Source organism: Streptomyces torulosus, from assembly GCF_001419765.1.
Classification (GTDB): Bacteria; Actinomycetota; Actinomycetes; order Streptomycetales; family Streptomycetaceae; genus Streptomyces; species Streptomyces torulosus.
The window spans coordinates 1-19095 of record NZ_LIRK01000169.1; the positions used below are offsets into that span (position 1 = coordinate 1).

The 19095-nt window shown below is 72.3% G+C and carries 16 protein-coding genes and 3 pseudogenes; 2 read left to right on the forward strand and 17 right to left on the reverse strand.

Translation table 11 applies throughout. The features are described from left to right. Positions 1-159: 159 nt before the first annotated feature. Entirely contained in the window at positions 160-798 is a 639-nt protein-coding gene (locus tag AOK23_RS12290; protein WP_055712769.1) for a TetR/AcrR family transcriptional regulator, read from the forward strand. A 77-nt stretch (positions 799-875) separates the two neighbouring features. Here AOK23_RS12290 and AOK23_RS12295 read toward each other — a convergent pair whose 3' ends face one another. From AOK23_RS12295 to AOK23_RS12345, 11 genes and pseudogenes are all read right to left on the reverse strand, one after another. After that, on the reverse strand, positions 876-1283 hold the full coding sequence (locus tag AOK23_RS12295; RefSeq protein ID WP_055712757.1) for a cytidine/deoxycytidylate deaminase family protein: 408 nt from the start codon (positions 1281-1283) through the stop codon (positions 876-878). A 119-nt stretch (positions 1284-1402) separates the two neighbouring features. Next, a pseudogene (locus tag AOK23_RS49675) lies at positions 1403-1867 on the reverse strand (ADP-ribosylglycohydrolase family protein); the annotation flags it as partial. After that, complete coding sequence (locus AOK23_RS12305) at positions 1851-2543, reverse strand: pentapeptide repeat-containing protein (RefSeq protein WP_240496362.1); 693 nt, start codon at positions 2541-2543, stop codon at positions 1851-1853. The gene AOK23_RS12305 and the pseudogene AOK23_RS49675, both read right to left, overlap by 17 nt. Positions 2544-2558: 15 nt before the next feature. Further along, positions 2559-2996 carry a hypothetical protein gene (locus AOK23_RS12310; protein ID WP_338056460.1) on the reverse strand — a complete coding sequence of 146 codons (438 nt, stop codon included), beginning with the start codon at positions 2994-2996 and terminating at the stop codon, positions 2559-2561. Between the two features lie 337 nt (positions 2997-3333). Then, positions 3334-3705 (reverse strand): toxin-antitoxin system YwqK family antitoxin, encoded by a 372-nt coding sequence (locus tag AOK23_RS12315; protein ID WP_055712760.1) that lies wholly within the window; start codon positions 3703-3705, stop codon positions 3334-3336. Then, positions 3702-6206 carry a hypothetical protein gene (locus tag AOK23_RS12320; RefSeq protein ID WP_063791327.1) on the reverse strand — a complete coding sequence of 835 codons (2505 nt, stop codon included), beginning with the start codon at positions 6204-6206 and terminating at the stop codon, positions 3702-3704. Before AOK23_RS12320 ends, AOK23_RS12315 begins: the two co-directional genes overlap by 4 nt. After that, positions 6203-6637: a DUF6507 family protein gene (locus AOK23_RS12325; protein WP_055712761.1), complete on the reverse strand. Its 435-nt coding sequence runs from the start codon at positions 6635-6637 to the stop codon at positions 6203-6205. Before AOK23_RS12325 ends, AOK23_RS12320 begins: the two co-directional genes overlap by 4 nt. A gap of 185 nt (positions 6638-6822) precedes the next feature. Then, complete coding sequence (galE, locus tag AOK23_RS12330; protein ID WP_055712762.1) at positions 6823-7794, reverse strand: UDP-glucose 4-epimerase GalE; 972 nt, start codon at positions 7792-7794, stop codon at positions 6823-6825. Between the two features lie 92 nt (positions 7795-7886). Next, positions 7887-9479: a glycosyltransferase family 2 protein gene (locus AOK23_RS12335; protein WP_055712763.1), complete on the reverse strand. Its 1593-nt coding sequence runs from the start codon at positions 9477-9479 to the stop codon at positions 7887-7889. A 41-nt stretch (positions 9480-9520) separates the two neighbouring features. Further along, complete coding sequence (locus AOK23_RS12340) at positions 9521-10798, reverse strand: glycosyltransferase 87 family protein (protein ID WP_079049439.1); 1278 nt, start codon at positions 10796-10798, stop codon at positions 9521-9523. Positions 10799-10948: 150 nt separating this feature from the next. Continuing rightward, on the reverse strand, positions 10949-11440 hold the full coding sequence (locus AOK23_RS12345) for a MarR family winged helix-turn-helix transcriptional regulator (RefSeq protein ID WP_055712764.1): 492 nt from the start codon (positions 11438-11440) through the stop codon (positions 10949-10951). 129 nt (positions 11441-11569) lie between these two features. Between AOK23_RS12345 and AOK23_RS12350 the strand changes: the two genes are divergently transcribed. Continuing rightward, positions 11570-11983, forward strand: a complete 414-nt coding sequence (locus AOK23_RS12350) for an organic hydroperoxide resistance protein (RefSeq protein WP_055516810.1) — start codon at positions 11570-11572, stop codon at positions 11981-11983. A gap of 46 nt (positions 11984-12029) precedes the next feature. On the opposite strand, the gene AOK23_RS12355 is transcribed toward AOK23_RS12350, so the two are convergent. From AOK23_RS12355 to AOK23_RS49685, 6 genes and pseudogenes are all read right to left on the reverse strand, one after another. Further along, the gene (locus AOK23_RS12355) at positions 12030-13643 is read right to left on the reverse strand and encodes a hypothetical protein (protein ID WP_055712765.1); all 1614 of its coding nucleotides are present in this window, start codon (positions 13641-13643) and stop codon (positions 12030-12032) included. Positions 13644-13674: 31 nt separating this feature from the next. Then, positions 13675-14313: a hypothetical protein gene (locus tag AOK23_RS12360; protein WP_063791329.1), complete on the reverse strand. Its 639-nt coding sequence runs from the start codon at positions 14311-14313 to the stop codon at positions 13675-13677. A 59-nt stretch (positions 14314-14372) separates the two neighbouring features. Further along, entirely contained in the window at positions 14373-16589 is a 2217-nt protein-coding gene (locus AOK23_RS12365) for a bifunctional glycosyltransferase/CDP-glycerol:glycerophosphate glycerophosphotransferase (protein ID WP_055712767.1), read from the reverse strand. A 232-nt stretch (positions 16590-16821) separates the two neighbouring features. After that, positions 16822-18593, reverse strand: a 1772-nt coding sequence (locus AOK23_RS12370) for a CDP-glycerol glycerophosphotransferase family protein (protein ID WP_240496363.1), incomplete at its 5' end; no start/stop codon positions are given. 4 nt (positions 18594-18597) lie between these two features. Further along, positions 18598-18847, reverse strand: a pseudogene (locus AOK23_RS49680) (glycosyltransferase); the annotation flags it as partial. A gap of 4 nt (positions 18848-18851) precedes the next feature. Next, positions 18852-18963, reverse strand: a pseudogene (locus tag AOK23_RS49685) (glycosyltransferase); the annotation flags it as partial. Positions 18964-19095: the final 132 nt, after the last annotated feature.

Sequence of the window (19095 nt, forward strand, 5' to 3'; positions counted from 1 at the left end):
GGGCGGGGCGGGTGCCGCTCTTACTTTTCTCGGCACTTCTCGGTACTTCTCTTGTCCGGCCCTTACGTCGGGACGGGACCGTATCGTCGTTACGTGAGCGTAAGCCGATCGGACGTCGGAACGCAACCGTTTCGTCGTGACGCCCCTATGCTGGTCGGCATGACGACCAACGCCGACCCCTCCGCGGCCCAGCCGCCGCCCCGGCCGCGCCGCCGGGCGCCCGCCGGGGCGGCCGTGCTCCGCGAGGACGTGACCGAGGCGATCAGGGCGGCGGTGTTCGAGGAGCTGGCGGCCGTCGGCTACGCCCGGATGTCCATCGAGGGGATCGCGCGGCGCGCGGGCGTCGGCAAGACGGCGGTGTACCGCCGCTGGCGCTCCAAGCTGCACCTCGTGCTCGACCTCGTGTCGGCCGTGGCGGTGCAGGGGCTGCCGACGCCGGACACGGGGTCCCTGGAGGGCGATCTCCGGCTGCTCTACGAGGTCACGTCGCGCGCCCTGCGGCACCCGGTGGCCGGCCAGATCATCCCCGACCTCCAGGCGGAGGCCGCCCGCAACCCCGACATCGCCGAGGCCATGCAGAAGGCGCTGAGCGAGGGGCAGCAGAGCGTCGCCACGGGCATCGTCGCGGCGGCGGTCGCGCGGGGTGAGGTGCGCGAGGGCGTCGACGAGAACCTCGCGCTGGATCTGATCTCCGGTCCGCTGTACTGGCGGTCGGTGGTGGTGCGCACGCCGAAGCTGCCGAAGGGGTATCTGGAGGGGCTGACGCGGGCCACTGCGGCGGCGCTGCGGGCGTTGTAGGGGGGCCTGGCCTTGGTGGCCGATCCTCAGAGGCGCGGCCCGCGGGTCCCGGCGCTGAAGGTCGGGGGACGCCGGGGCTACTCGGTGTCGAGCTGGTGGTCGGCCCAGATGTAGCTCTCCGGGAGCAGGTCGGTGATGGGGACGGCGCGGAGGCGGTCGGCCTGGCCGACGATGACCTTGAGGGTGGGGAAGTAGTCGAGCAGGACCTGACGGCACCGGCCGCACGGGGGTACGACCCCACGGTCCCGGTCCCCGACGGCGACGATCGTGTCCAGCTCGTAGGCGCCCTGGGAGGCCGCCGCGCCGATGAGGACCAGCTCGGCGCAGGGGCCCCCGGTGAAGTGATAGGCGTTCACCGCGGTGACGATCCGACCGTCCCTGGCGCGGGCCGCCGCGGCCATGGTGTGGTTGTCGCCCTGACAACGGGTGCGGGCGACGTGCGCCGCAGCCCGGATCAGCTCGTGATCGACGTCATCGCTCCGCATGGTCCTCTTCCTGCCTTCTGGGCCGGCCGCAGACGTTGCCTCGGACGACCGGCCCGACGCAAGCGCATATCGCCGAACCCGGCGCACCGGACGGCTCTACGCGGTGAGTTCCCCCAGCTCCGCCACACAGCGTGGAGGACGGCCGTGCCCTCCCACGCCGCCGGGTCCCCGTGCGGGAGCGCGGACAGCCGCCGCCCGGCGTCCATGCTCGCCTCCCGCCTCTGCCGCGCGAAGTACACGGCGGAGGTGGCCGCCCGCATCAACGCGCCGTTGCCCGCGGCCCGGGGGTTGACCTGGAAGTGGACGGAGTCGGCCCGGTCCCGGCGTTCGCCGTTGGTGAGGACGTCCTCGGTCTGGAGCCCGATGTCCTTGGGGTCGGACACGGCCCACCGCTGGAACCGCCGGAAGACGTCGGGCAGGTCGCCCGCCGCCAGCCACGTGTCCAGGCGCCAACTCCTTGTCGGCCGACCGGCCTCACCCGTGAACAGCTTCCCCCCATACAGGAGGCGCTGCCCGTAGTCCATGTCGACCTCGGGGGCGTCGATGTCGATCCGAGCCGTCACCGCGTCATCCCCGGGCCGCATCCCGCCGCCCCCTTCGGACTTGAATGCCACCGCCGCGGATGCCCACCCACTCCTCCAACTCCGCACCGCCGACCTCGCGGACCCCCTCCGGACCGACTACGCGAACCGGGCCGAACACAGTCCCCGAAAGCCCCTCCACCCGCGTCGCCCGATCAAGCGTTACCTTGAAGGAGTTCTCCCGCAGAACGGCGTACGCAAGATCCGCCCCGCGAAGATCGACGTCCAGGAGTGACGCGCCCATGAGGCGGGCCCCGCGCAGGGACACGCCCGAGGCGTCGACCTCGCACAGTGACGCCTTGACGAGGTCCGCACCGTCGAGTACCGCACCACGCAGGACGGCGCCGTCGAGATTCGCGCGCACGAGCGAGGCACGGGACAGATCGCTCCCGGAGAAGTCGGCGCCCTGAGCGTCGGAGCGGTATAGGTCCGCCTCGACGAGCCTGGCGCCCACGAGCTTCGCATCGGTGAACCAGCCTTCCGAGAGGTTGACGCCGGTGAGGTCGACGCCGCTCAGGTCGAGTCCGACGGCATCGTGCCCACGGATCCGCTCACCGGCCTCGGTCCACTCGAATTCCGCGAGCAGGCGGTGGTCGTCCCCGGTCGTGATCCGCAGGGACGCGAGGGTGCCGTTGGGATGCCATCTCCTGGCCTCCCCGACCGGTTCCCTCTGTGACACCTCGGACACCGCAGCTCAGAGTAGGTCGGTCAGGTCCGGGCCCCGGCCGTCGAGCTCATCCGGGGCCTTGACGCCGTGGCCCTGGGCGCTGCCGAAGTATGTCGGATCGCCGGGCTCGGCGCAGACCCCCAGCAGGGCGTCGAGCGTCTGAAGGGCCACCGCGAGGCGCGGGGCGTTCTGCTCCTCGACCTCCGGATGCCGCAGGCCCCGGAAGTCGAAGGGGCCCCAGATGTCGTGGAAGACGGCCAGTTCAGCCCAGATCCCGGGCGCATCGGGCGACACCGTCAACTCGACCAGCCGGTGTTCCCCGCGCTTCTCCCCGCTCGCGTCGATCCAGGTCCCGGAACCCACGACGAGGATGCTCCCGACCTGGGCGTCGGGGAAGCCCACAGGGCGGCTCCGTGCGACGCGCAGAGGTACCTCCTCGTCGTCGATCGGCCCCAGGAGTGACATGCGAGTGATGAGCCCGGTGCCGCCGCTGCCGTCCACGAACCAGTCCCATTCGAGGCTTTCGGGTGCAAGGAGCTCGCCTTCACGCAGAACGGCGGACATCCGAGCGGCGACGGACAGCGCGGATTCCAGGCCCGGGGGCGCGAACTCTTCGAGATTCCACGTCCATGACGCGCACTCTCTCGGAGAGCGGAGGAGCGTCGACATCACTCAGTACCGTCCCGAGAGTTCCTCTACAGCGCGTCGAGGGGTGGTGATCACAGCATGTCCTTGGGGTCGGTCTGGCGCTCTCCGCGGTCGGAACGCACCTCGGAGCCATCGACGCCGATGCCCGGAAGGGTCAATCAGATTCTTTCCGCCAAGTCCTGGTGGGCTGCCCGTTCTCGTCCCAGTGAAAGTCCTGCAGCATGGTCAGGCCGTTCTCGGCGAACACCTGTTCCGATGCGAGCGTGCCGTTGGGGTGCCATTCCCTGGCGACTCCGACCGGGCGCCCCTTGCGTACCGTCGCCTCGGAGCGAAGGGTGCCGTCCTTGTACCACTCGCGGCTGGGACCGTCCTGGAGGCCGTCGACGTACGAGTCCAGACTGATGACAACACCGCCTGAGCGCTCTTCGACTTCTCCGGTGAAGGGGCGCCCCCGATACAGCAGACGTTGTTCGTAATCCATATCGACCTCGGGGTCGTCGATGTCGATTCGTGGTACCGGAGTCATTGCGGGATCCAATTGTCATCGGTCGGCGGGGTGCCCGTGAACCTGCCGTGCAGGCTGTCCACACCGTGAAGCATATGGTGGCAGTTCACGCAGAAAGCCGCCGGCCGTACGGGAAGCCCCGTCTTCATGTGGTTCAGGTACGGGAACTCGATGGAGGCGATCATGTCGGCGAGTGCTTCCTCCCCGTCGGGAAGGCCTCGCTTCTGCCGCTCCCAGAGCAACTCGTTGACTGCCTTGACCTCGGCGTGCCCGAGCGGGTGGTCCGGTCCCGGTGGGGGATCGCCGATTTCGCCGTATCGGGCCGCGATGGTCGGGTGGACGCGGTCCGGCGGGATGATGTTGGTGGCCTTGCCGTTGATTCCTTCGGCGACTATGCCTGTCCGCAGGTCCATGACCGGGCCGGCACAGGCCCCTGTTTGCTTCCTGGGAAACGTCCCCAGTTCTTTCGCCTCCAAATAGGAAGCGGCGCGCTGATATCCCAGCTCCTTGAGGAAATGCTCGACGTTTTTGCCATCGACCTTGGTAATTACCTCGTAGCCGTTGACTTCCACCGTCTCCACGCGGCTCGCCGGTAGCTGGCCGAGGATCTTCGTGCCAGGCCCGGCCGGTGGCAAGGGCTGGCCCGGGACGATCTCGGTGGGGGGCGCGGCCCGGCGGGCGGCGTCCTCCGCGATCGAACCGCCCGGTTCCCGTACGTCCCGGTCGCCGTGGTGGGCACCGTCGGCCTGCCCATGCGGTGACGTGCCGTCGTCGGCATGGCTGCCCGAGCCATGGCCATCGCCATTGCCGCCCTGACGAACTCCGTCGTCTCCGTGTCCGACGGGGCCCGGCTCGTGCCCCGTGCCGGGGCGGGCTCCGTCGTCGGCATGACCGTTCGCCGTGGGGCCGTCGCCATGCGGGGGCGGGGTAGAGGGGTCCCGCGGACCGGTCGGCGGCTCATGGCTCGCGGAGGGACCACGGCCCAGATCATCGGCACGCCCACCCGGGAGGCCGTTGTCCCCCACCCGCCCGGTGCCGCCGAGGTCGTCACCTACGCGCGCGGTGCCGCTCAGATCGTCCCCGACTCGCCCCACAGCCGTACTGCCGTCGCCGACCCTGGCCCCGGCCCCCACCAACTCCTGCTCCGGAGTCCGTACTTCGGCGCCCCGCTCCGCCGCCGTCCCTTCGTGCTTGATGCCGTCCAGGGACTCGCGCACGGTGCCGTCGGCGTTGTGCATGATGAGGGTTTTGGTGTCGAGGTAGACGACCTCGCCCTTGGGGGTTTCCATGCGGACGCTGTTCTCGGGGGTCAGGCCCGCGGGGAGGTCGTCGGCGAGGTGGGGGGTGTCGGCGATGCGGTAGGTGCCCTCGCCGAGGCGGATGTGGGTGCCGTCGGTGATGCCGCGCAGGCCGGCCATGACGTCGCTGATCTTCACCGCGGTCGCGCCGACGCCCTTGGTGATGTACGTCATCGGGTCGACGATCCTGCCGGCCTTGCCGGCGAAGGAGATGGCCTTGGCGATGGCGCCCGCCTTGCCGGCGCCGGAGACCGCGCCGCCGGTTCCGCCGGTGAAGATGGTGGTGACGACGTTGAAGGTGACCGCCCCGGCCGCGCGTGAGGGGTTCTTGCCCCACTCGTCGTAGGCGATCAGCGCCTTGCCGGTCTCCACGACCGCGGTGCGGGAGTCACGCAGCCAGGAGGGCAGCTTGTCCGCCGGGGTCAGCCAGTACGCGGCGCCCAGCGGCGTCGCGGTGATCGCGATACCCGTCAGGAGCTTGCCCAGCCCCGTCCATGCCTGGCCGGCCGCGTCCCAGCCGTTGAAGCCGACGAGGGTGCCGAGGCCCTTGATGGTGCCCCAGACGCCGTCCACGACGAAGCCGACGGCGAAGTCCCAGACGTGTTCGTGGATGTAGTACCAGGGGTTGGACTCCTCCACCGGGTCGCCCCAGGGCAGTCCGCCGGCGTGGTCGAGGTCCTCGCCCCGGTAGCCGTACATGTTCTCTTTGTTCGAGCCGTCGTTGACGACCAGCGGCTCCCCGCCCACCAGCGCGACGATCTTGTTGTAGCAGTCGCGCTCGGCCGCCTGGAACGCGGCGTAGGCGGCGTTGATGTCGGAACGGCGGTTGTTGTTCTCCTCGACGAGATCACCGTCGGCACGCCACTCGTCGTCGTCCGCGATCTTCTCGCGGAAGGCGATGGCGTCCCGGCGGAGCTGCTCGAACTTCTGCTTGAGCGGGCCGACCGCCGCCGCGTAGTCGTCGAGGGCGGAGGCCACGGTCCCCAGCTCGGTGGAGAACTCCTCGCCCTTCGCCGCGACCGGCGCCGTCGTCGCGAACAGCTGGTCCGCCTCCGGCGCCTTGTAGTACGCCGACAGGCCCCCGAAGCGGGTGTCGATCGCCGAGCCCGAGTCCTTCAGCGAGGTCCCGGCCGACCGTATGCCGCTGATGTGCTGGTCCAGCAGCTCCAGGTTGCCGGTGAACTCGGGGACCTCCTCCGGGATGACGGGGATGTCGTCGCTCACTTCGGCCCCTGCCCGCCGTCGCCGCCGACGCCGGGCGGCGGGGGCACCACCGTCGCCTTGAGCGCGTTGGCCTGGTGCTGGGCGGCCATGTCCAGGTCACCGGTGACATACGCGTTGGTGGCCTTGGCGGCGCCCTGCACGGAGTCGATGGTCCGCTGCGCCATGAACGCCAGCTTGTTCTGCCGTTCCTCCAAGTACTTGCTCAGCGCCGCCGCCACCGGGCCGACCGGCACGCGCGGGGTGCCGGCGGCGACCGGTCCGATCATGGGGCCGCTGAACTGCCCGCCGGGCACGGCCGTTCCGGCCGACTCGGCCGCGCTCGCCATGTTCGTCACCAGTGAGTTGGCGGCCTTCTCCAGACCGCCCGCCGCCTCACCGGTCGAGTTCAGCGTGCTCTGCACGTTGATCGGATCGATGTCCCAAGCCGGCATCGTCGTTACCCCCGTAACGTTCGCTTCCCTCAGTACACACGCGCAACCGGCACCGTTTGGTTCCCACCACGGAGCGGGACTTCACGGCCGTCGCACGGGCGCGCACGTCAATCGTTGGTATCAAAGGGGCGGTTACGAGCGCAACGTCAATGCGGTGAGCTGCCTCACGGACACGGACACCACCCTCACCGGGCAGGGTGGTGGTGCCCCCAGCCCTCCCACGCGGAGGCGATCATCTCGTCGACGCCGTGGCGGGCCTTCCAGCCCAGTTCGGTGGCGATGCGGTCCGCCGAGGCGACGACGCGGGCGGGGTCGCCCGGACGCCGGTCCACGACGACCGGGGACAGGGTGTGGCCGGTGTGGGCGGTGATCCGGTCGATCATCTCCCGTACCGAGACGCCCTCGCCGCGGCCGATGTTGAGGGTGAGGTCGGTGCCGGGGGCCTCCCGCAGTCGCCGGGCGGTGGCCACATGGGCCTCGGCCAGGTCGACGACGTGGATGTAGTCGCGGACGCAGGTGCCGTCGGGGGTGGGGTAGTCGGCGCCGAAGATGCGCGGCGCGGCCGCCTCGGTGAGCTTCTCGAACACCATGGGGACGAGGTTGAACACGCCCGTGTCGGCCAGGGCGGGCGCCGCCGCCCCGGCGACGTTGAAGTACCGCAGCGACGCCGTCGACAGGCCCGTCGCCCGGCCCGTGGCCCGCACCAGCCACTCCCCGACCAGCTTCGTCTCGCCGTACGGGCTCATGGGCGCGCAGGGCGTGTCCTCCGTGACCAGGTCCACGTCGGGCATGCCGTACACGGCCGCCGAGGACGAGAACACGAACGACGGGACACCGGCGTCGGTGACGGCGCCGAGCAGGGTGCGCAGGCCCTCGACGTTCTCCCGGTAGTAGTGCAGGGGCCGTTCGACGGACTCGCCGACCTGCTTCTTCGCCGCGAGGTGCACGACGCCGGTGACGCCGTGGCCGCGGATCACCCGCGCCAGACGCTCCCCGTCGAGGGTCGAGCCGACCTCCAACGGCACACCCTCCGGCACCCGTTCGGCGATCCCCGTGGACAGGTCGTCGTAGACGACGGCCTCCTCGCCCGCGTCGAGCATCGCGCGCACCACATGGGCTCCGATGTATCCGGCGCCACCGGTGATCAGCCAGGTCATGGACGACTGTCCTCTCGTCGATGGACCCGCGGGGTCCTGCCAGGGGTGAAGCCGCGCGTCGGGTGACGGCGCGGGTGCGACCAGGTCGGTCATCAGTGAAGCAGGCGCTTGAGGCGACGGCGCACCACCTCGGTGAATCCGCGCCAACCGGGCGCGAGCCGCAGCGCGAGCGCCCCCGCGTGGGTCGCGTACGGCTGCACCAGGAGCACTCCGTGCCGGGTGCTCGGGAGCGCGCGACGGCGCAGCAGTCCGGCGCCCGCGACCGCGTGGGCGGTGGTCTCGCGCCGGCTGCCGTCCTGGAACAGCAGCCTCAGCCGCAGGTCCCAGGTGCCGCTGCCCAGCGCCGCCAGGTCCAGCGGGACCTCCGCCGCCCAGTGCTCGGCCCCGGGGCAGGCCGTGAGGGGCACCGTGCGCGCGAGGCCCACGCGGCCGTCGTCCCGCTCGACGAACTCCACGTCCACCGTCTCGGGGCCCGCGTCCGCCATCCGCCCGTACAGCTCGTGGAGGCGCAGCCGGAGGACGGTGCCCCGCGCGCGGGGCCGCAGTTCCGCGTCGACGGCGGCCGGCAGCAGGTGCACGGGACGGACGAGGAGGTGTTCCAGCTCGACCTGGGGCAGGTCCGCCGACCAGACGGGCGTGCCGTCGCCCGCGCGCGCGTACGGCGGGTTGAGCCGCGCCGGTCGGGCGGCCATCTCCTTGAGGCGGCCCAGGTGGCGCGGTTCCTCGGCGGCGAGGATCACCCGGGCGACGACCCGGCCGGGAGCGGGCGCCGGCGTGAAGTCGCCCTCGTCGAAGCAGCTCAGGTACGCGCGGGTGAGGCCCCACCATTCGCGCCGGTAGTGCGCGCCGCGCAGGTCCAGCTCGCGCGCGTACATGCGCAGCGAGTGGTCGAGGAAGCGTGTCCGGGTGGCCCGCGCCAGGAGCTTCTCGCCGGCCCCGAGGAGGATGTCGTACGACAGCCTGTCGGCCTGGATGCGGGCCTGCCAGTTGGCGATGTCGGAGCGGTCGAGGGAGAGCGAGAGCCGGGCCGCCGAGCGGCGGACCTGCCACACGTACACGGGGTCGGGGACGAGCGCGACGCGCGGCCCGGCGGCCAGCACGCGCGCGACGAACACGAAGTCCTCGTACCGGAAGCGTCCCTCGGGGAAGCGGATGCCGTGGTCGCGCAGGAAGGTGGTCCGGTACAGCTTGTTGACGCAGAGCGTGTCGTGGACGAGGCGCTCGCGCCGGGCCGGATGGGTGACCAGCGCGCGCCGGGCGTACACCTCGGGCTGCCAGGGCGTCTCGCGCCCGGAGGGCAGCTCCCTGCGGACGCACAGCCCGGCCGCCACGGGCGCGTCGTCCTCCACGGCCGCGTCCAGCAGCGCGGTCACGGCACCCGGCGGCAGGACGTCGTCGCTGTCCAGGAACATCACGTACGGGGCGGTCGCGGCGTCGAGGCCGTCGTTACGCGGGGTGCCGCAACCGCCGCTGTTGGTCCCGCGCCGGATGACCCTCAGGCGGGGTTCGGCGGCGGCCAGTTCCTCCAGCAGGTCGCCGCTGCCGTCCGTCGAGCAGTCGTCGACCGCGATCACCTCCTGGACGACCGGCCCCTGGGCGAGCGCCGAGCGCACCGCGTCCGCCACATGAGCGGCGTCGTCGTACCCGATGACGACGACGGTGACCTGCGCCTGCTGAAGAAGCATGGTTGCCCCGGACCTATGAGAGGTTTGTGTGCAATCTTCCCTTAAGAGGGACTTCGCGGCCCCGTGGGGAAGATGGCCCGCGTGGAGTCGGGGTTCCGTTCGGACGTGTGGGATTCCGTCGGATCGTCGGTGCCGTTCGTGCCGACCGGGTGGGGATTTTCGGTGGTACCCCGCCAAAGCCGGGCGAACGACAGGCCCGCCGCGATCGCCAGCAGCCCGTTGCGCGCCACCATCAGCAGACAGCCCCGCCAGGTGGAGGCGACCACGTCGTCGTAGAGCACCGGATAGACCACGGTGGTGAGGGCGGTCGCCGCCACGAGCAGGACGGCCACCGGCCGCTGGGTGGTGTGCCGCGAGGTCAGGCACACGGCGGCCAGGCCGAGCAGCCACACCAGGTACTGGGGGCTGATGACCCGGCTGGTCACCGTGAACAGCAGCACGGCGGCCAGGGCGGCGTCGTACGGCGTCGCCGGCGACCAGCGGCGGGCCCGCGTCCGCCACAGCAGCAGCGCGCCGAGCGCCAGCACGGTGAGCCCCAGCAGGGCCGCGGCCACCGACGACACATACGGCCCGACGAACTCCAGCGAGCCGTAGCGATGGCGCACGGTCCCCGGCCAGCCCGCCCGGCGCGCGAGCCCCAGGGCGGTGCCGCCCAGCGACTCGATCTGCACGCCCCGCCCGCCCTGCTGCCGCAGGAAGTCGAACGGATCCCTGAACAGCGCGGCCAGTACCCCCAGCAGCACACTCGCCGTGACCACCGCCGCCGTCCACGCCTCCCGTGTCGTACGGCCCCTCGGCATGCCGATCAGTGTCAGCGCCGGCCACACCTTCACCAGCGCGCCGGCCGCCGCCCATGCCCCGCACGCGCGTGTGGAGCGCGACAGGGCGAGCAGGGCGACGACGGCGAAGGCGGTGGCCTGCACGTCGTAGCGCACCAGGGGCAGGAACATCAGCAGCGGCAGGGCCGCCGTCCACAGGGCCGCGCCGCGCAGACTGCGTCCGGGGCGCCGACCCGCGCGCAGGAGGGCCACCGTGACGACCAGGTCCGCCGCGAGGGTGAGGGCCACGAACGCCTGGAAGTACGTCAGCCCCGGCAGCAGTCCGGGGGAGAGGAGCACCGGGCCCGCGCCCGGCGGGTACTGCCACAGTCGGTCCCCCGACGGGTACGTGCCGGTCGCGAGGACGCCGTGCCAGCGGGCGTACAGCTGGTGCACCTCGCGCGCGACCCCGCCCTCGCCGAGCGGGCCGAGGTGGTTGTGCGCGAGCAGCCACAGCATCAGGGCGCGGGTGGCGAGCCAGCCGACGGTGAGAGGTCTCATCGGCCGGATCGTAAGGCGCGCGAAAGCCGGGAAAGCGGCGATACGCCGTCAAAGCTGCCAAGAGGGGTCAAGACCGACCGATGGGCAGCATGTCGTCACCCCAGCGAGGCGCTCCGGCGATGATGACGGGGCTCGCCGGCGGAGGGTGCGTCAGTGGGCCGCGGGGTCCTGGAGTGCCGCCTCGTCCAGGGCGGCCGTGAGGCGGTCCAGGCGGTCGCGCAGGTCGCGGATCTCGTCGACGTCGAACGTCGTCGCGGAGACGATCCGGCGCGGCACGGCCAGGGCGCGCTCCCGCAGGGCGGTGCCCTCCTCGGTCAGCCGCACCTCGACGGACCGCTCGTCGCGCGCGCTGCGCTCCCGCCGGACGAGACCGGCGGCCTCCAGGCGCTTCAGCAACGGGGACAGGGTCCCGGAGTCGAGCCGCAGATACTCGCCGAGCTTCTTGACGGGCAGCTCGCCCTGCTCCCACAGCACCAGCATCACCAGGTACTGCGGATAGGTGATCCCCAGTTCCTTGAGGACCACCCGGTAGACGCCGTTGAAGGCGCGCGAGGCGGCGTGCAGGGAGAAGCAGATCTGCCGGTCCAGGCGGAGGAACTCCTCCTCGGAGACCCCCTCGGGCAATGGGATGGCGCTGGTCATATCCCCAGAGTACCGCGCCGCCCACCATTTAGTTGTACCCAATTGAATTGTGTGCTCTACTTGGGGCCGTGCACGGCGGTCGGACGGATCGCCGGACGTGACGTGAACTGTGAAAGGGATGGGTTTCCCATGGACGCGCTCTACACCGCTGTCGCCACCGCCACCCACGGCCGCGAGGGCCGCGCCGTCACCAACGACGGCAAGCTCGACCTCGACCTGGCCCTCCCGGTGGAGCTGGGCGGCAACGGCCAGGGCACCAACCCGGAGCAGCTGTTCGCCGCGGGCTACGCCGCCTGCTTCGCCAGCGCCCTCGGCCTGGTCGGCCGCGCCGCCAAGGTCGACGTCAGCGAGGCCGCCGTGACCGCCGAGGTCGGCATAGGCAAGCAGGGCGAGGGCTTCGCCCTCAAGGCCACCCTCCGCGTCGAGCTCCCCGACAGCGTCGACGAGGCCACCGGCCGCAAGCTCGTCGAGCAGGCCCACCAGGTCTGCCCCTACTCCAACGCCACGCGCAACAACATCCCGGTCGAGCTCGTCATCGAGTAACCCGTCGCCGCGCGGGCCGTCGCGCGCGGATCGCCCCGCACCACCCCTACGGAGCGATCCGCGCCAGCACCTCCCCGGTCCGCCGACTGAAGTCCACGACCACCGCCTCCTGCGGAGCCTCGCGCCACCGGGTGAGCAGCAGCCACCTCACTCCGTACCGCCGGGCGATCTCCGTGCGCTCCGCGCGCGTGGCCGCCGGGTCCAGATACGCCCGGACGTCCGCGTACCGCCGCCCGCGCTCCGCCTCGTCCAGCGCCGGATCGGGCCAGGTGGGCGCCGCCATGTTCACCCCGTACCCGGCCATCGCGTGCCCCGCGAAGTACCCGTCGGTGATCAGTACCTCGCCCGCGCCCACATGCCGCGCCGCCCACGCGTACGTCGGCCAGCGCGGCGGCTGCTCGAAACCGACCGGGTCCAGCGACCGGGGGACGACCGCCCCCGCCTGCACGGTCAGGAACCCCACGCAGACCCCCGCCGCGGCCACCGCGCCCAGCATCCGCCGCCCCCACCTCCACGGCCGGGGCGCCGCCAGCTCCACCGCCAGGGCGAACTGCGCGGGCACCGCGGCGAGCCCCAGGATCCGGCCGCACGTGTAGTGGCCGCTGACCCAGCCGTACGCGACCACCAGGCACTGCGCCCCGAACATCAGCGCCAGCGGATCCCGCGGCGATCTGCGCGCCCGCGCCCACAGCGCCGGCAGCCCCAGCAGCGCCAGCCACAGATGTCCGCCCATGTCCGTGTACAGCAGCCGGTGCATGCCGTCCACGCTGGTGTTCCCGGCCAGCGACAGGACGCTGTAGTACGGCCACGCCACCGCGACCGCCAGGGCGACCGTGCCCGTCAGCGCCCAGCGCCCCACCACCGGCCCCCACCAGCCGTGCTGCCACGCCGCCACCACGGCGACGGCCCCGGCCAGCGCGGCCACGGCCGTGACCGGGTGCGTCAGCGCGATCAGCCCGTACAGCACGCCCAGCCCCGCGTACGCCCAGGCGCTCCCGAGGCCGCTCGGGCCGACGTACCGCACCCCGCGCGGCAGACCGCCGCCCCGCGCGCGTGCACCCGTCCAGGCCCACGCCCAGAACGTCAGACCGATCGCGAACGTCGACGGATAGCCGAGGTTCGTCGTCATCGACATCAGTCCGAGGTAGCCGCTCCACACGATCCGCTCGGTGCCCCACAGCACCGTCATGAACAGCAGCGCGAGGACCGGCGCCCACGGCCGGGGCGTCAGCACCCGGACGAACCGGCCGACCCCGGTGAGCAGCACCAGCAGGTTCAGCGGCCCGGCCAGCTTCACCAGCGCCCAGCCGCTCAGGCCGGTCAGCCGGGCGAGGACACCCTGGACGACCGCGTACGGGGAGTAGTACGGGCTGCCCGCGCCCGGCAGGTCCGCCGTCGGATGGGCCGGGTGCCACAGATCCCAGCGGAGGCGTTCGATCACCGCCGCGTGCTGGCCGGTGTCGCAGCACAGCGGCACCCGCCAGTACGCCAGGGTCATCACCAGCCAGAACAGCCCGCCCAGCACGACGTACGGGCTCGGCCGTCGGGTCAGACGGGTGCGGCCGCCGCGGAGCGCCGTGGCGCCGAGTGCGCCACGGAGGCGGCGCCGGGGGCGGGCGCCACCGTCCGGGGAGACGGAACCAGATCCGGTGTAGGGCATTTGCCGTCCCTTCCCGGATCAGGTCATCCGCTTAGCTGGCCGTCACCACATCGAGTGAAGCGCGCGGGGCGGTGAGCCGCTCCAGCAGCAGCGGCAGTCCCAGCACCGGCAGCAGCCACGCCACCACGATCAGCCGGTCGCCCCAGATGGTGATGTCCGGATGGCCCGCCTGGTTGAGCAGGCCGGTGCAGGCACCGGCGACCACGAACCACCCGAACACGGGCCGCTGCCGCACCGCCCCCCAGGCCCCCGCCGCCAGCGCCGCCAGGAACAGCGGCTGCGTCAGCCGACGGCGCCCCCACTCCGCCCAGAAGCCGACCTCCAGACGCAGGAACTCCGGCCACGGCCGGGCCCGGTCGGGCCGGGTGAAGTGGTCGGTGAGCAGGTCCTGCCACAGCTCCCGGCGGCACTCCTCGGCCACCCGCCCGGCCGGGCTCGGCGCGCGGAGGCGCACCACGTCCACGCTCCGGTCCCGCTCCGCGGTGGCCGCCCGGCTCCCGCAGTAGTGGTCGATGGTCCCCGCCGCCGACTCCCGCACACCCGCCCCGCCCAGGGTGAGGGCGTACGAGACGTAGTTCTTGGTGTCGGGGGTGGCGCGCCCGGTGACGGCCGCGAGCTGGCACAGGGCGCAGCCCACGGCCAGCAGCACCACCCACGTACGCGCCCTCACCATGAACGCGCGCCTCCCGATCGTGAACGCGCGCCCCCCGAGTGCGAACGCGCGCTCGCTCATGACGAGACGAGGGACGAGACGCGGTGAGCGCTCGGGGCGGGCACCGTCGCCACCGCCTCACCCAGCATCAGCGACCGCACCACCCGCTCGGCGGCCTTCCCGTCGTCGAACTCGCAGTACCGCTTCCGGAACGCCGCCCGCAGCCGCGCCGACTCCGCGTCCCGCCACTGCCCCGAGTCGAACAGCCGGGCAAGCTCACGGTACGAACGGGACACATGGCCGGGGCCCTCGGCCGTGATGTCGAGGTACGCGCCCCGGCTCGCCGTGAACGCCCCCCAGTCGTCCGCGTGGATCACGATCGGCCGGTCCAGGTTGGCGTAGTCGAACATCAGGGCCGAGTAGTCCGTGACCAGGGCGTCGGAGGCGAGCATCACCTCCTCGACGTGCGGTTCGTCCGTCGCGTCCACCAGCACGCCCCGCCGGTGCAGCTCCGCGAGCCCGAACCCGCGCGCCGGCCCGTCCGCGAGCGACGGATGCAGCCGTACGACGAGGGTGTGGCGCTCGCCCAGGCTCCGGCGCAGATCCTCCGCGAACCGGGCCAGGTCGAAACGCTCGACGTGCCCGCCCCGCCGGTAGTCGCGCGGTGAGGGCGCGTACAGCACGACCGTGTGGTCCGCCGGGATGCCGAGCCGCTCCCGGACCGCCGCGCCGCTGTCCGGCCCGGCGTTCACCAGCACGTCGTTGCGCGGGCTGCCGGTGCGCAACGACACGAACCCGCACGGGTACGCCCTGCTCCACACCAGCTCCGAGTGCCGGTTGGCGACCAGGCTGTAGTCCCAGCGGTCCGCCCGGCGCAGCATCCGCGGCACGTCGACCCCGAGCCGCGCCCCCGGCTTGTGCAGCAGATCGGCGGCCATGAACTTCAGGGGCGTGCCCTGATGGGTGTGGATGTACACGCTGCCCGGCCGCCTGCGCGGGGTGGACGGCCAGTTCACGTTGTTGACGAAGTACGTGGCCCGCGCGGCCAGCCGCAGGAACTCGGGCGAGCCCGGCGTCACGTACTCGACGTCCACCGGCAGCGTCCCCACCAGCTCGGGCCGCACCACCCACACGCCCCGGATGTGCGGGGCCAGCTCACGCGCGGCCCGGTAGACCGCCGCCGGGTCACCCAGCATGCCCCGGTGGGAGAACGCCGAGTACAGCGCCAGCCGCGGGTCCAGCGGCAGCCGCTCGTGCACCAGCGACCGGCTCCGCCGGATCCGCTCGGCACCCGCCGCCCGCACCCGCTCCCCGCGCGCGGTCAGCGCCGTACGGAGCCGGGCCCCCTGCCGCCGGACCCGGCAGGCCGCCCAACTGCCCTCCAGGACCCGGAACTCGGGAGCCACCGGCACCTCGTCCGGCGTGCGGTACTTCTGGTACAGCCCCGCCGTCCGCCGGAAGAACTCGCCCTTGTCCCGCGTCGGCACCCGGTCCGGCTTGGCGAGGATGTCCAGGCAGTGCTCCGCCATCTTGTGCCGCAGGAACGGCCGCCAGCGCGTCAGCTCCGGCCGCGCGTCCAGGAACGTGAAGACCCGCTCGTACTGGTCGTGCACATCGAAGTGCCGGCGGCTCGTGGTGGACAGGATGTTGCCCTGTCGGCGCTGCCGGTACGCCACGCAGATCCGGTCCAGGGTCGCGATCCGCCGCGCGCTCAGCAGCACCGGGAACGTCCACGGCGTGTCCTCGTAGTAGCCCGGCGGGAACCGGAAGCCGTGCGCCTCCACGAACTCCCGCCGGTACGCCTTGTTCCACACCACCATCAGCAGTTCGAGGATCTCCGGGTGCTCGGCGACCGTGAACGTGCCGGTCCCCACGTCCTTCAGCACGTGCGCGAGGGAGTTGCGGCGCGTGCCGCCCCACCAGTACGTGCGGGCGTAGTCGAAGACCAGCACATCGGGGTCGCCGGCCTCGTCCAGCCGGTCGGCCAGCGCGCGCAGGGCACCCGGGGTGAAGGTGTCGTCGCTGTCGAGGAAGAGGACGAAGTCCCCGGTGGCGTACGGCAGGCCCGCGTTGCGGGCGCGCCCGAGGCCCACGTTCGCCGGCAGGTGCAGTACCCGGACGCGCGGGTCGCGGGCGGCGTACGCGTCGAGGATGTCGCCGCTGCCGTCCGGCGAGCAGTCGTCGACGGCGATGACCTCCAGGTCCCGGTACGACTGCTCCAGCACCGAGTCGAGGCACTCGCGCAGGAAGCCCCGGACCTTGAACACGGGGACGATGACACTGAAGCGGGGCATTCTGTCCTTTCGGGTCGAGGGCGCCTGGTGGCTCGGGGGTGCGGGTGCGTTGGCGGGTGCGGAGGGTGTGTGGCTTCTCGCGCAGTTCCTCGCGCCCCTGGAGGGACGGGCCGGCGGCCCGACCTCCCCTTGAAAAGCACGGGGCGCAGCCCCGGGCGCTTTTCAAGGGGCGCGGGGAACTGCGCGAACGGCCCCCACCCACCCGCGCTCGCCGACGAACCGGACGTGACCCCTACGTGCGCAGGGGGTCGTCCACCCCCGGTCGGGACTGGCCCGGTACGGACGCCAGGGGCGACGCCTCCCGGCCGGCCGTCGCCGACGGCGCGGGCCGGCGGTCGTCGAGCGGCACGATCGGCGGGACCTCCGCCTCCCCGAGCACGACCCGCCGTACCACCCGCTCCGCCGCCCTCCCGTCGTCGAACTGGCAGAACCGCTCCCGGAACGCCGCCCGCAGCTGCGCCGACCGCGAGCCCCGCCAGTGCCCCGTCGCGAAGATGTCGATCAGCTCGTCCTCGCTGCGCGCCACCGCGCCCGGCGGGAACGACCGCAGGTCGAAGTACGTCCCCCGCGCCGCCTCGTACGCCTCCCAGTCCTCCGCGTGGATCACGATCGGCCGGTCGAGATTGGCGTAGTCGAACATCAGGGACGAGTAGTCCGTGACGAGCGCGTCGGACGCCAGGCACAGGCCCTCGACGCTCGGATACCCGGTGACGTCCAGCAGCCGCCCGTGCGCGAGGTCCGTCAGCGGCGCGTCGTACGCGTGGTGCGCGCGGGCGAGGACCACGAAGCGCGGCCCGAGCTTGCGCAGCACCCGCTCCAGGTCCAGGTGGGCGCGCTGCGAGTGGCGGTAGTCGCGGTGCGTGGGGGCGTACAGCAGGGCGACCGCGCCCTCCGGGATCCCGAGGTGCTCGCGGATCCGCGCCACATCCGCCGAGGTGGCCCGCAGCAGCACGTCGTTGCGCGGCGCACCGTACTCGAGGGTCGTGTACGGGGACGGGTGGACCCGCTCCCAGACGAGCGTGGAGTGGCGGTTGGCGGACAGGACGTAGTCCCACTGGTCGCTGCCCCGCAGCGCCGCCTCGAAGTCCGTGCCGCGCGCGGCCGCCGGACGGTCCTGGAGGTCGAGCCCCATGTGCTTGAGCGGGGTGCCGTGCCGGGTCTGCACCAGCACCTGCCCGTCCCGCTTGACCAGCCGCCGGTCGAAGTCGACGTTGCTGACGAGGTACGTGGAGCGGGCCAGTGCCGTCCAGTACGCCATCGAGCCGGGCCGTACCCGCCGGGTCGCCACCGGCAGGGTGTGGTGGTGCTCCGGCCGGGCCACCCACGAGGTGCGCATGCCCGGCACATGCGTGCGGAACGCGTTCTCCAGCGCCGCCGGGTTGCACACATAGCCGCGGCCGTCGTACGCGGCGAACACCGCCCGGTCGGCCCGCAGCGGCAGCAGCCGCTGGACGCGGTAGTGCAGGCGGAGCCCGCCGCCCCGGACCAGCCGGCCCAGGCCCCGCGCCAGCCCGGCCGCGCCCCGGCCCGCGCGGGCCGTCGCCCACAGCGCCCCGTACAGACGGGGGCTGCCCAGCCGCAGCAGCAGATGCCGGAGCCGCGCGGGGGCGCGCAGTGGGGCGCCCGGGGTGCGGTAGCGGGCGCAGTAGGCGCGGACGGTGCGCAGGAACTCGGCGCGCGCGGCGCGCGGGAGCCGGTCACGCCGGGAGAACACCGCGGTGAGGTGGTCGACCATGCGGCGGAACAGCAGCGGACGCCACACGGCCAGTTCCGGCCGCTCGGCGACGTACGCGAACAGCCGGTCGTACTGCTCGAACACGTCGAAGTGCGCACGGGTGGTCCGGTCGAGGAGACCGCCGTGGCGGCGCCTGCGGACATGGACGCAGACCCGGTCGAGCGTGGCGACGGACTCGGCCGCCATCAGCACCTGGTACGTCCACACCGTGTCCTCGTGGATCCCGGGTGGGAAACGGAAACCGTGGTCCTCCACGAACTCCCGCCGGTNNNNACCGGGGCGGTCGTCGAGGCGGAACGGCGCGGAGCCCGCCTCGGAGAGCCGGGGGTCGTGTGCGGCGCCGACGGGCAGCCCCGCCCAGGTCGTACCGGCGAAGTCATGGACGAGGACGTCCGGTTCGCCGGTCTCCTTGACGCGGTCGGCGATCGACTGAAGCGCGTCCGGCGCGAGCGTGTCGTCGCCGTCGAGGAAAAGGAGGTAGTCGCCCCTGGCGAGCTCCATCCCCTTGTTGCGGGCGGCACCCNNNNCGACCACGATCAGTTCGAGGTCGGTGAAGGACTGGGACAGCACGGAATCCAGGCATTCGTGCAGGTACGCCTGAACCTTGTACGCGGGGACGATGACACTGAACCTGGGCAAGGAGGACATCCATGGGTCGGCGCGGGCATACTGCCCGGAAACGGCCGATGGGATGATTTGGTTACGGTGCGTGTTCCATACGGGCGAATCTGTGGGGGTGGGGGGCGCGTCGGTGCGAACGGGGTTGTGGGT